The organism is Vicingus serpentipes, assembly GCF_007993035.1.
GTDB lineage: Bacteria > Bacteroidota > Bacteroidia > Flavobacteriales_E > Vicingaceae > Vicingus > Vicingus serpentipes.
Genome location: NZ_VOOS01000001.1, coordinates 99,579 through 111,884, shown reverse-complemented (window position 1 = coordinate 111,884; position 12,306 = coordinate 99,579). Strand labels below are relative to the sequence as shown.

The 12,306-nt window shown below is 29.0% G+C and carries 12 protein-coding genes and 1 tRNA gene; 10 read left to right on the top strand and 3 right to left on the bottom strand.

The window, feature by feature from the left end:
- Positions 1-750, top strand: a complete 750-nt coding sequence (locus FRY74_RS00490; RefSeq protein WP_147097562.1) for a glycerophosphodiester phosphodiesterase — start codon at positions 1-3, stop codon at positions 748-750.
- A 40-nt stretch (positions 751-790) separates the two neighbouring features.
- On the opposite strand, the gene FRY74_RS00485 is transcribed toward FRY74_RS00490, so the two are convergent.
- Positions 791-867, bottom strand: a tRNA-His gene (locus tag FRY74_RS00485).
- A gap of 121 nt (positions 868-988) precedes the next feature.
- On the opposite strand from FRY74_RS00485, the gene FRY74_RS00480 reads away from it, so the two are divergent.
- The 8 genes from FRY74_RS00480 (at position 989) to coaE (ending at position 9,817) form a co-directional block, all read left to right on the top strand.
- Entirely contained in the window at positions 989-3,115 is a 2,127-nt protein-coding gene (locus FRY74_RS00480) for a heavy metal translocating P-type ATPase (RefSeq protein ID WP_147097561.1), read from the top strand.
- Between the two features lie 121 nt (positions 3,116-3,236).
- A complete protein-coding gene (nhaC, locus tag FRY74_RS00475) occupies positions 3,237-4,691 on the top strand; it encodes a Na+/H+ antiporter NhaC (RefSeq protein ID WP_147097559.1) in 1,455 nt (484 codons plus the stop codon).
- An 11-nt stretch (positions 4,692-4,702) separates the two neighbouring features.
- A complete protein-coding gene (locus tag FRY74_RS00470) occupies positions 4,703-5,434 on the top strand; it encodes a toxin-antitoxin system YwqK family antitoxin (RefSeq protein WP_147097557.1) in 732 nt (243 codons plus the stop codon).
- A 28-nt stretch (positions 5,435-5,462) separates the two neighbouring features.
- A complete protein-coding gene (locus tag FRY74_RS00465; RefSeq protein WP_147097555.1) occupies positions 5,463-7,232 on the top strand; it encodes an AMP-dependent synthetase/ligase in 1,770 nt (589 codons plus the stop codon).
- A 117-nt stretch (positions 7,233-7,349) separates the two neighbouring features.
- Positions 7,350-7,841 (top strand): DUF1573 domain-containing protein, encoded by a 492-nt coding sequence (locus FRY74_RS00460; protein WP_147097554.1) that lies wholly within the window; start codon positions 7,350-7,352, stop codon positions 7,839-7,841.
- A 25-nt stretch (positions 7,842-7,866) separates the two neighbouring features.
- Positions 7,867-8,196: a preprotein translocase subunit YajC gene (gene yajC, locus FRY74_RS00455; protein ID WP_147097552.1), complete on the top strand. Its 330-nt coding sequence runs from the start codon at positions 7,867-7,869 to the stop codon at positions 8,194-8,196.
- 114 nt (positions 8,197-8,310) lie between these two features.
- The gene (locus tag FRY74_RS00450) at positions 8,311-9,201 is read left to right on the top strand and encodes a CdaR family protein (RefSeq protein ID WP_170227909.1); all 891 of its coding nucleotides are present in this window, start codon (positions 8,311-8,313) and stop codon (positions 9,199-9,201) included.
- Complete coding sequence (coaE, locus tag FRY74_RS00445; protein WP_147097549.1) at positions 9,176-9,817, top strand: dephospho-CoA kinase; 642 nt, start codon at positions 9,176-9,178, stop codon at positions 9,815-9,817. The genes FRY74_RS00450 and coaE overlap by 26 nt, the downstream gene beginning before the upstream one ends.
- On the opposite strand, the gene FRY74_RS00440 is transcribed toward coaE, so the two are convergent.
- The gene (locus FRY74_RS00440) at positions 9,775-10,599 is read right to left on the bottom strand and encodes a hypothetical protein (RefSeq protein ID WP_147097547.1); all 825 of its coding nucleotides are present in this window, start codon (positions 10,597-10,599) and stop codon (positions 9,775-9,777) included. The genes coaE and FRY74_RS00440 overlap by 43 nt on opposite strands.
- A gap of 106 nt (positions 10,600-10,705) precedes the next feature.
- Here FRY74_RS00440 and FRY74_RS00435 point away from each other — a divergent pair, with 106 nt between their 5' ends.
- Positions 10,706-11,248: a hypothetical protein gene (locus FRY74_RS00435; protein ID WP_147097546.1), complete on the top strand. Its 543-nt coding sequence runs from the start codon at positions 10,706-10,708 to the stop codon at positions 11,246-11,248.
- Here the strand turns inward: FRY74_RS00435 and FRY74_RS00430 are convergent.
- Positions 11,241-12,302 (bottom strand): CaiB/BaiF CoA transferase family protein, encoded by a 1,062-nt coding sequence (locus FRY74_RS00430; protein ID WP_147097544.1) that lies wholly within the window; start codon positions 12,300-12,302, stop codon positions 11,241-11,243. The genes FRY74_RS00435 and FRY74_RS00430 overlap by 8 nt on opposite strands.
- Positions 12,303-12,306 lie beyond the last annotated feature (4 nt).

The window sequence follows — 12,306 nt, the reverse complement described above, 5'->3', positions numbered from 1 at the left end:
ATGGGTAAACTTACTATAACTGGTCATAGAGGGGCTGGAGGCTTAGCTCCAGAAAACACTTTAGCTTCAATACAATTAGCTTTAGATTTAGGAGTAGATAGAATTGAAATAGATGTTCAGCAAACTAAAGACAATGTTATAATTGTTTTACATGATCGAACATTAAGAAGAACTACTAATGGGTTTGGTTTTGTAAAACTAATGGACTATAGCGAATTACAGAAGTTAAGTGCAGGGGTTAAGTTTAATCGTGTTTATATAGATGAAAAAATACCAACTTTAGCTGAAGTTATAGAATTAATAGATGGTAAAGCAGAATTAATTATAGAGACAAAATATAGTTATTTATACTACCCTAATATTGAGCGTCATATATTAAATGTAATAAAAAGTAAAAACGCTATCGATTGGTGCAAAATAATTTCATTTAATGATAGAGCTCTATTCAGAATTCATAAGTTAAATGAAAACATAAGAACAGGTAAATTGTTTGTTGGTAAACACGCAAGTTTACCCTTGTCTTTTGATAAAGGGATTAATTTCAAACCATTAAGAAGGTATCACTTTGTTGATGAAATAATTGTTCAGCATAAATATGCTACGCAAGCAATTATTGATAAAGTACATGAGTTTGGACAAGAATTACATGTATGGACAGTAAATGACCCTGAAACTATCGAATTATTAATTAAAAGAGGGGTTGATGGAATTATATCAGATTATCCAAACTTACTTTTAAAGTATAGGTAAATAAAAAAGCTTCCCAATTTGAGAAGCTTTTTTATTTAAATGGGGTGGAAGATGGGACTCGAACCCACGACCCCCGGCACCACAAACCAGTGCTCTAACCAGCTGAGCTACATCCACCATTTAAGTTTGGCAAATGTAATATCTTTTTTTTAAAAAAAAATTATTCTATACTTTTTTTAATAATGTTTTTTATGAAATTACTCAAGACTGAGCCCTCATTAATCGTAACTTTATGAAAATGAATAAAACAAAAAATATTACACTAAATGTTGAGGGGATGACCTGTTCTAATTGTGCTTTAGGAATAAAGAAGCAATTAGAGAAAAAAGGTTTAGATAATGTAAGTGTTAATTTTTCTACAGGAGAAGTTTCTTATAATAATACAATTGAATTAAACTTAAAAGAAGTTGCCGATAGTATTAATAGTTTGGGTTTTAAAGTTGTTGATGAAGGAGAAGTAACTAAAAATCAAGAAGGAATATCGACTATTGAAAAACAATTTTATTTCACTTTGTTTTTTACAATTCCACTTTTTCTTCATATGTTTTTTCCTCATGATTTCTTTTTGAATAATGTATGGGTTCAGTTAGGTTTATGTTTACCAGTTTTTTCAGTAGGAGTATGGCATTTTGGTAAAAGTGCAATAGGTTCTTTAAAAACTGGGGTTCCTAATATGGATGTTTTAATTATTGTTGGAATAACTTCGGCTTTTGGTTATAGTTTATATGGATCTTTAGCTTATTATGGTTTGCCCGAAGCACATAATTATCTCTTTTTTGAAACTGCAGCAACGATAACAACTCTGGTTTTGTTAGGTAATGTCTTGGAGTATCGTTCCGTTAAACAAACTACAACTGCAATCAAGGAATTAAATCAACTTCAAAAAACAGAAGCTAAACGAGTTTTGTCTGATGGAAAAATTGAGTTAGTTGAATATGATGATATTAAGGTCAATGATATTCTTCAATTTAACACTGGAGATAAAGTGGCTGTTGATGGTGAAGTGATTTGGGGTGATGCTATTATTAATGAGGCTATGATTTCAGGAGAGAGTGTTCCTTTATCCAAAGGGATTGGTTCAAAAGTAATAGGAGGAACAATTGTAGAAGGAGGAACAATAAAAATAAAAGCAGAGCAGGTTGGTGATAAAACAGTTTTGGCTAAAATTATTGAGTTAGTAAAAAATGCACAACAAGATGAACCTCAGATACAGCGTCTGGGAGATAAGGTTAGTGCTATTTTTGTTCCGGTAGTTATTGGACTTTCTTTAATAACATTTTCTTTAGCTTTTTTTGTATTTAATATTAGCCTTCAACAATCCGTTATGCAAGCTATAGCGGTATTAGTTATTTCTTGTCCATGTGCAATGGGGCTAGCTACACCAACTGCTGTAATGGTTGGGATTGGTAGGGCTGCTAAGAAAGGAATTTTAATAAAAGGAGGAAGTACATTCGAGCAATTTGCTAATGCAAAAAATATTGTATTTGATAAAACAGGTACGCTTACGACTGGAAATTTTGTTATTAAAAAAACAAAGCTTTATACTCAAATTGAAGAGCAAGAATTAAAAAATATTTTATTTAGCTTAGAACAAAACTCATCTCACCCTATAGCAAAATCTATAGCTAATTTTTTAATGGATGATGCAGTAATTCTAAACTTAGTTGACATAAAAGAAATAAAAGGATTTGGAATTGAAGCAAAAGATATTGAGGGTAATATTTACCAATTAGGTTCGTCTCGATTTCTTAATAAAGGAGTAGAATCGGAAACACATTCAATTTATTTAGTAAAGAATAATGAGTTAATAGCTGGTGTTGATATTGAAGATGAGTTAAAAGAGAATGTTGCTGAAACTATAGCGCTATTAAATAAACAAGGATTAAATACAATTTTATTAAGTGGAGATAGGAGAGAAGTGTGTGATGAGCTTGCAGCTAAAATTGGTATAAAAACTGTTTTTAGTCAACAATTACCCGAACAAAAATTAGCTAAAATAGATGAGCTTCAAAAAACAAATACTACAGTTATGGTTGGGGATGGTATTAATGATGCTCCTGCTCTAGCTAAAGCTAGTGTTAGTATTAGTATAAGTAATGCAACTCAAGTTGCTGTACAAACAGCTAAAATAGTGTTGCTAAATGATAAAGATTTAAGTCAGGTTTATGAGGCATTCTTAATAAGTAAGCATACGCTTAAAACGATTAAGCAGAATTTGTTTTGGGCATTCTTTTACAATGTAGTTGCAATACCAATTGCTGCTTTCGGTTTTTTAAATCCGATGGTTGCAGCTTTAACGATGGCTTTTTCTGATGTTATTGTAATTGGAAATTCAATTCGTTTAAAATCAAAAAAACTAAAATAAGTAGCAGTTTATTTTTTAGTGTTAAACAATCATTTAAAACTTGTTAATAACTGATTACTGAAAAATTAGAATACTAATACACAGCTTTATATATTTACAACCTTTAGATTATTAGATTTAAATGAACAAAACAAAAGCTCCTTCATTATTTCAGTCAATATTACCAATATTGGTATTGGTTGCTTTATTAGCAATCAATGTTTTATTGGTATATGGAGATAATGCTTTATCAGGAGCAAATCAATTTGCATTATTAATTTCAGGTGCTGTTGCAGCATTTGTAGCCCTATACAATGGATACAAATGGGAGGAAATTTTAGAGGGAATTACTAAAAGTATTAGTTCTGCTCTACCTGCAATTATTATTTTATTACTTATAGGTTCACTTGCAGGAACTTGGTTGTTGAGTGGGGTTGTTCCTGCTATGATTTATTATGGGTTAGATATTTTAAACCCTACTATATTTTTATTCGCATCATGTGTTATTAGCTCAATAGTTTCTTTAGCAACTGGTAGTTCATGGTCAACAGTAGCAACAGTTGGTATAGCATTGTTGGGTATAGGAAAAGCTTTAGGAATTGATGATGGAATTATTGCCGGAGCAATTATTTCGGGGGCTTATTTTGGGGATAAAATGTCTCCTCTTTCAGATACAACAAATTTAGCACCAGCAATGGCAGGAACAGATTTAATAACTCATATTAAATACATGACTTATACTACTATTCCATCTGTTAGTATTACTTTAATAATATTTTTAATTATAGGATTTTTTTATGATGCAGGAGAACAAGTTAGTCAAGTAGATTCTTTGCAAGTAGCAATATCATCTAAGTTTAATATAACACCTTGGCTTTTTTTAGTTCCTATAGCTGTAATTGTTTTAATTGTAAAAAAAATACCTGCAATACCAGCTTTACTTTTTGGTAGTGTTTTAGGTGGTGTTTTTGCTGTTATTTTTCAACCTGATATAATTGTTTCAATTGGAGGGGCTGATAGTCTAATTTTAAACTCTTATAAGGCAATTATTGATGCAATGACTACAGATGTAGCATTTGAGACAGAAAATGAATTGGTTAATGAATTGCTATCTTCGGGAGGTATGAGTGGAATGTTAAATACAATATGGTTAATTCTGTGTGCTATGATATTTGGAGGAGTAATGGATAGAACAGGAATGTTAAAAAGATTGACTCAAAGTATTATTGGGCTAGCTAAAACAGATGGTTCTTTAATTGCAACAACAGCAACCTCTTGTATGGTTTTTAATGTTACAGCTTCAGATCAATATTTGGCAATAGTTGTTCCTGGCAAAATGTTTGCAGAAGAATATAAAGAACGTGGGTTACACCCAAAAGTATTAAGCAGAACATTAGAAGATTCCGGAACAGTTACTTCAGCATTAATACCATGGAATACATGTGGGGCATATCATTCAGGAGTTCTAGGGATTGCAACAGGTGATTATTTTATGTACTGTTTTTTTAATTTAATTAGCCCGTTAATGACTGTTCTTTTTGGGTTTATGAATATTAAAATTGCAAGAATAAAAGATAAAAAAGAAAAGAATAATTAAATTTATCAATTATGAGATTTATATTTTTATTAACACTATTACTTTCATTTTCTGTATTGTTTGCTCAGAACGATTTAACAGATGTTAGTTTGTATCACAATACATATGAACCTTCAGAAGTAATTGATCCTACATATGGTATAAAAATGTATGAGCCCTTAAATATGATGTTGGGTAATGATTCTACCAGAAACGATAATAATGGGTACGCAGCTAATGGTTTTCTTGAAGATTATTATAAATCAGGAGAGTTATTGCATAAAGGCTTTTATGTTGAAGGACAATTAAAAATTTACAAAAATTACTATCCTAGCGGAAATATTGAACGTAATTTCAGAATGACTGACCTTAAGAAAAGTAAAATGACATTATATTACGATAAAGAAGATCTTATTAAGTCGGATGCTGTATATATTGAAAATGAAGCTTTAAAGTGGACTGATTATTATCAAAACGGAAATGTGGAATTTGAAGAAGAGTATCATAAATCTTTTCAATATTATATTAAAAAGGCAAACTATTATGAAAATGGCAAACCTGAAAATGTTCTTGAATTAATAGATAAGAAAAAATTAGTTTATACTCAGTCTTATTATTATGATAATGGAAACATGAAAGAACAAGGTTCTGTCAAATATAATAAAGCAATGTTTGACTATGAAAGAATAGGAGTTTGGAAACTTTTTGATAAAGATGGTAACCCTACCAAACAACAGAAATACATTAATGGTGTTGCTCAATAAATAAAAGTTCACTTTTTAATTTTATTTTATGAATATTCAATCTACAAAAACATTAGCAGATGTTTATTATTTTCAGTTAAATAACCATCCAAGAAAAGATGCTTTTACACAAAAAGAAAATAATAAATGGGTTTCTCTTTCATCGAAAGAATTTATAGAAAAATCAGTTAAATTAAGTCTTGGTTTAATAGATTTAGGAATTGTTAAAGGTGATAGAATTGCTGTTGTTTCTAATAACAGAATAGAATGGCATTTAACGGATTTAGCTATACAACAAATAGGAGCAGTTAATGTTCCAATTTATTCCAATATAAATCCTGAAGATTATACTTATATTTTAAATGATTGTGGTGCTCGAGTAATTTTTATATCTGACGAAGAAATCCTTAAAAAAATATTATCAGTTAAAAGTTCGTTAACTTCAGTAGAATACATTTTTACTTATAATCAAATTGAAGGGGCTAAAAATTACTCTGAATTATTGTCTAACAATGAGGATACAAGCGAGATTGAAGAGTTAAGAAAAACTGTGAGTGAAGATGATTTAGCAACTTTAATTTATACCTCCGGAACAACTGGTAATCCAAAAGGAGTAATGTTAACTCATAAAAATTTAATATCTAATGTTATTGCATCATCACATAGATTACCAATGGGAGATGATTTAAAAGCATTAAGCTTTTTACCACTTTGTCATGTTTTTGAGCGAATGCTTGATTACTTATATATATTAAAAAGTGTTTCTATTTATTATGCTGAGTCTATAGATACTATTGGAGATGATTTAAAAGATGTTAAGCCTCATTTTTTTGCTACAGTACCAAGGTTGTTAGAAAAAGTTTATGATAAAATTGTAGCTAAAGGAACAGATTTAACTGGTGTAAAAAAGAAACTATTTTTTTGGGCATTAGAATTAGGGTTGCAATTTGACCCAAATATTGATAAAGGTTTTTGGTATAATTTTCAATTAAATTTAGCGAATAAGATTATTTTTTCTAAATGGAGAGAAGCACTTGGTGGTAATATTATTGCCGTTGTTTCTGGTGGTGCTGCTCTTCAACCTCGTCTAGCAAGAGTTTTTTCATCTGCTAATATACCAGTTTTAGAAGGATATGGATTAACTGAAACTTCTCCTGTAATAGGTGTGAATAGTCTAAAACCAGGAGGAAGAATGATTGGTACAATTGGGAAACCATTAGAAAATTTAGATGTTAAAATTGCTGAAGATGGTGAAATTATAGTGAAAGGACCGAGTATAATGAAAGGATACTATAATTTACCAGACATAACTTTAGAAGCTATTGACAGTGAAGGTTATTTCCATACAGGAGATATTGGTGAGTTTGTTGGAGATGGTTTTTTAAAAATTACCGATCGTAAAAAAGAAATTTTTAAAACTTCTGGCGGAAAGTATATTGCTCCACAAGTAATGGAAAATCGCTTTAAAGAGTCTCGCTTTATAGAACAAATAATGGTAATTGGCGAAGGAGAAAAGCATGCAGCGGCTATAATTCAACCTGATTTTGTTTTTCTTGAGTCATGGTGTAATAGAAAACAAATACCTTTTGAAAATTCTGAAAAAATAATAGAAAATCAGACTGTTATTAATCGTATTCAAAGAGAAGTTGATGAATTAAATTCAAATTTTTCTAATTACGAACAAATCAAGAAATTTGAATTAGTACCTTTTCAATGGGCTGTGGATACAGGTGAATTAACCCCTACATTAAAATTGAAACGTAAATTTATCAAAACAAAATTTCAACAGTTATTTGATAAAATTTACAGAAATAGCTAAAAATCATTATTGGCTATTGAATTAGTTTGTTCGAATTACAACCTTTAAATCATTTAGTAATTAAGATAACTAATGCAAGATGATTATATTTGCTGAAAATTATTAATCAAATTTAAGATGAAAAAAATTGTATTATTTGTATCGGTATTAACATTTTTAATGTCTTGTGGAGGAAACGAAGGAGAAGGTAATCAAACTGAAATTACAACAGATTTAATTAATAATCCTAATACTGCATCAGGAAGTGAAGTTGACAAAGATGAGCAACCATTTTTTGAGTTTGTTGAGGAGGTAATTGATTTTGGAACGATAACACAAGGAGAAATAGTTTCTAAAACCTTTAAATTTAGAAATGTTGGAAAAACAAATTTGATAATTTCTTCGGCTCAAGGTAGTTGTGGTTGTACAGTGCCTGAATGGCCAAAAGAGCCAATTAAACCTGGGGAGGATGGTACAATTGAAGTTACTTTTAACTCAAATGGCAAACAAGGCCTACAAAATAAAACGATTACGTTAGTTGCGAACACTGTACCTAATACTAAAGTTTTAGCAATAAAAGGAGAAGTTTTAGTGCCAGAAGGAGCCGAAAATAATTTGCCCACAGAATAATTGAATATATAAATATATTAGAAAAATGAATAATTTAGGAATATTGTTAATGTCACCTGCTGAAGGAGCAGGAGATGGAGGAGGAATTCAAACATTGTTAATGTTTGGATTAATTTTTATTGTGTTTTATTTCTTTATGATAAGACCACAAGTGAAAAAACAAAAAGAACAAAAGAAGTTTAGAGAGGCATTAGGTAAAGGAGATAGAATTGTTACTATTGGTGGAATACATGGTAAAATAGCTGAACTTAAAGAAGATACTGTTGTTATTGAGGTTGAAGGTGGTAATCGTTTAAAAATTGAAAAATCAGCAATTGCTCAAGAATTTTCAAGTGAAGAAATGCCTCAGAAATAAATTATAGAATTGAAAAATAGCTTAAATAATTTTAAGACTCTAATTCGTAAAGCTTCTAATAAAAGGAAGCTTTACGTGTTTTTAAGCTGTTTGTGTTTAACAATTTTTTTTTGGTTGTTAAATGCATTAGGAAATAAATATACTACGACAATAAAATTAAATGTAGAGTATAAGAACAACCCTAAAGATTTTGTTATTATAAACGATTTACCAAATGTGCTTTTTGCTAAAGTGAAAGGTCTCGGGTTTGATTTGTTAGGGTATAAGTTGAAATTTGATAAAAGTCCTTTAATAATAGATTTACTAGAAGTGAGAGGGATAAATAATTTGAACAATAAATTTAATTCAATTGTTGATTTTAGTGTTTATAAATCCTTTATTTCAAATGAACTTGGAAATCAAATTGAAGTTGATCAACTTTCGCCTGAAAAAGTTGATGTATTGTTAGATAAGCAATCAACAAAACTTATTAAAATAGAACCTGTATTAACTATTAATTTTGAAAACCAATATCAATTAGATGGTGAAATTAAAATTAAACCTGCAGTTGTAAGTGTTACTGGTCCTAAATCTGTTTTAGATACGTTACAAAATGTTTATACTGAAGATGTTTCATTTAATGGCTTGGAGGAGAATACAACTTTGGAAGTATCTTTAAATGAAAACTATAGATCTCAGCGGTTAAGTTTTGATTTAAATAAAGTAATTGTATTTATTCCTGTCGAAAAATTTACAGAGTCAACAATCAATATACCTATAAATTATATTAATGTTCCAGATTCAATAGAGTTGAAAGCAATACCAAATGAAGTACAGTTAAAATTTATGACTCCTTTAAGCAAACTTTCCAACCTTACACAATCAAAATTTAACGTAAATGTTGATTATTCTAATGCTAATGAAAAGTATGGTAAATTAAAAGTAAGCTTAACCAAATATCCAGATTATTTGAAGTCAATTATAATTAAACCATCTAAAGTTGAATACATTCTTAAAAAGAAATAGTCCTTTACTTGTAGGTTTGACAGGGGGAATAGGAAGTGGTAAAACAACTGTTTCTAAAATTTTTAATGTATTTGGAGTTAAAGTGTTCAATTCAGATAATGTTGCTAAAAATTTATTGAATACAAACAATGAAATAAGAAAAGAAGTAATAGAATTGTTTGGAGATGTTTATGAAAATAATTTAATAAATGCTAAGAAATTAGCTTCAATAGTATTCAATAACTCAGAACTAATTAATAAGCTTAACCAAGTTATTCACCCAAGAGTAAATCTTGAATTTATTGAATGGGTTAAAAACAACAATCAAGAAAAGTTACTTTTAAAAGAATCTGCGATATTAATTGAGAGTGGAGGTCATAATAACTTAGACCAAGTTATTTTAGTTGTTTCAGATGAATGTAATCGAATATCAAGGGTTGTTAAAAGAGATAACTCAACTAAAAGTGCAGTTTTAGAAAGAATAAATAAGCAATTAACTGATGAAGAGAAAATAAAATTTAGTAATTATATTATCTATAATAATGATAAGGATTTATTAATCCCTCAAATAGAAGATTTCTTAAATAAGTTTAATTATTCATCATCATCTTCTTCGTCTTCGTCATCATCAGAATAGAATTTTCTCATCACTTTGTTTTCTTCTTTAGCTTTTTCTTTACGTGCAGCCATTTTTTGTTTATCTAACTCGTCTGGATCATACTTTTTAAATACATCAACTAATTTTTTAGCTTTATTAGCTTCTGTAGTTTTTCCTATTTGTGTTAAATATTCTTCGACAATAAGCATTCCATGAGCAAGAACTCCTGCAGTTACTTCTGAAGGTTCAAAATTTTCATCAATTTTTTCAAGAGCCTCTAAAATATTTTTATCTCCCTCAACTGAATTTTTAGATTTCACTTCACTTATGCCTTCCCAAAGTTGTAAAATGGGATCGTTAGTCACAGCTCGATAGGCATATTTATAGTTGCTAGCAGCTTTACGATAATCCTCATTTAAATAATAATGCTGACTTAATTTATTAGATGTGTCTGCTAACAAATCATAATATTCTTTATAATCATCGTAATACTGATTTTCTTTTTTATCTTTTTTTAAAAAAGTATAACAATATTTTTGAGCATATTTTAGTGGTTTTTGATATTCTTCTCCTTTTGCTATTTCAAATTTATCAGGTCTTCTGGACATTTGATAATACCCCATTGAAGCATATATGTATGGTAGTGGGTGTCTTTTATATTTATCGTTTTGACTAAGAGATAAAGCTTTATCAACTACTTTATCATATTTTTCATCTACATATAAAAAAACTAATTCATCAATTTTTTTATCATCAGATTGAGCTTGAAGTTTTATTCCATAAGCTAAAATTGATAGTATTAAGAGAAGTCTTGTTGTCATAGCTGTAATTTTTTATTAAAAATAATTATTTCAATGAATAGAAACAAAGATAATGCCTAATTAATCAAAGTATTCTAAATTTGTTGAATATTAAAATAAATAGATAATGAGAGATAGGATAAGTTATACAGAAACTAATGATGAACTAAAAATAAAAATTAAGGCTTTATTAGATGAGAAGAAACAACAATTACTTTTAATATGGATTGTTTTATTTTCTATTTGTGGAATATTATTATTCTCGCAAATTTTTGGAGATTATGAAAAAACTACACTCTTATTTTTTTGTGTTTATATGGCTTTTTGGTTGTTTTTCGAATTTAAAGTTATTTATGCATATCGTTGGAGAAAGTATGGAGTTGAGGAAATTATTTTAAATAAAGATCAGTTAATTTTGATTAAAGAGATAGGAAAGAGGGGGGTAACTCAACAATTTGAAATAGATAAAATAAAAAAAGTGGAGAAATTTGATGGTGGAGAAAACGCTTTTTTTAAATCAATGAATACTTCTTATTGGAATATTAATAAATATAGCTTGTCATTTAAAATAGAGGGTAATTTGATACCTTTTGCTATTGATTTAAATGATGAGGAATCTAAAAAAATATCAAAAAAAATACATCAGTTTTTGAAGAACAAGCCTAACTAATTTTAAAAATTACAGTTTTTACTCTTCTCGTTTTTATTCCATCAATTTCCTCTTCTAATATTAAGTCTTTAGAAGCATCATTTTCAAAAACTTCTTTCATATTATTTAAAGCTCCAACAGGTATATTTATTTCAATAAATTGTTCCATAAGTTCGGCTCTATTAAAGTTCTTAAAATAGGGTGTTAAATCATTATCAAGTTGGTTTCTATTTTTAACTCTTAGTTGATTTGATTTGTATAGCGGGTTTTCAATTAACTTTTTAGCTCCTATTATTTCTAATAATTTAATAAATTGATTATCGCTTCCGATAGCTAGAACAATTGTTTTGTTATCTTTTGTTGTAAATGTTTCTCCGTAAGGTGCAATATTGGGATGTAAAGATCCAATTGGTCTTGGTATATGTTTATTCATTAACCAATTGGTAGCTTGATTTTTTAATGATGCTAAAGCAGAATCGTATAATGAAACTTCGACTTTTGAACCTTTTCCAGTTTTTTCTTTTTGTAATAAGGCTAATAATAAGCCCTCTTTAAGTTGGTGTGCGGCTAATACGTCGATTAGAGCAATAGGCATCTTGATAGGACCGCTTTCTGGAGTACCATTCATCGACATAAAACCAGTTTCTGCTTGCAAAACAACATCATAAGCAGCTCTTTTGTTAGATTCTCCATAACCGTTTATTTCTCCAAATATTATTTTAGGGTTATAGGATTTTAACTTTTCATAGTTCATTCCTAATTTTTTGTCATCACCAGGTTTAAAATTTGCAATAACAATATCAGCTGTTTTCACAAGTTCATAAACTTGTTCTTGATCTTCTTTTAGAGAGAGGTTTAAAAATAGATATTCTTTATTCCAATTTACAGATGAGAAATAAGCAGAAACATTATTTTCGGTTGGCTCACTAGAAAGCTTCCAGTTTCGAGTAACATCACCTCCTGTTAGTTTATTTTCTATTTTAATAACTTTTGCTCCAAGTTCAGAAAAAAACATTCCAACATCTGGACCAGCTAAAACACTGGCTAATTCAATTACGATTAAATTTGATAGCATATTT

Coding starts and splice junctions, on each gene's coding strand:
- yajC (WP_147097552.1), top strand. CDS start 7,867: ATGAATAATTTAGGAATATTGTTAATGTCACCTGCTGAAGGAGCAGGA.
- FRY74_RS00490 (WP_147097562.1), top strand. CDS start 1: ATGGGTAAACTTACTATAACTGGTCATAGAGGGGCTGGAGGCTTAGCT.
- FRY74_RS00470 (WP_147097557.1), top strand. CDS start 4,703: ATGAGATTTATATTTTTATTAACACTATTACTTTCATTTTCTGTATTG.
- FRY74_RS00435 (WP_147097546.1), top strand. CDS start 10,706: ATGAGAGATAGGATAAGTTATACAGAAACTAATGATGAACTAAAAATA.
- FRY74_RS00465 (WP_147097555.1), top strand. CDS start 5,463: ATGAATATTCAATCTACAAAAACATTAGCAGATGTTTATTATTTTCAG.
- FRY74_RS00460 (WP_147097554.1), top strand. CDS start 7,350: ATGAAAAAAATTGTATTATTTGTATCGGTATTAACATTTTTAATGTCT.
- FRY74_RS00480 (WP_147097561.1), top strand. CDS start 989: ATGAATAAAACAAAAAATATTACACTAAATGTTGAGGGGATGACCTGT.
- FRY74_RS00440 (WP_147097547.1), bottom strand. CDS start 10,599: ATGACAACAAGACTTCTCTTAATACTATCAATTTTAGCTTATGGAATA.
- nhaC (WP_147097559.1), top strand. CDS start 3,237: ATGAACAAAACAAAAGCTCCTTCATTATTTCAGTCAATATTACCAATA.
- FRY74_RS00430 (WP_147097544.1), bottom strand. CDS start 12,302: ATGCTATCAAATTTAATCGTAATTGAATTAGCCAGTGTTTTAGCTGGT.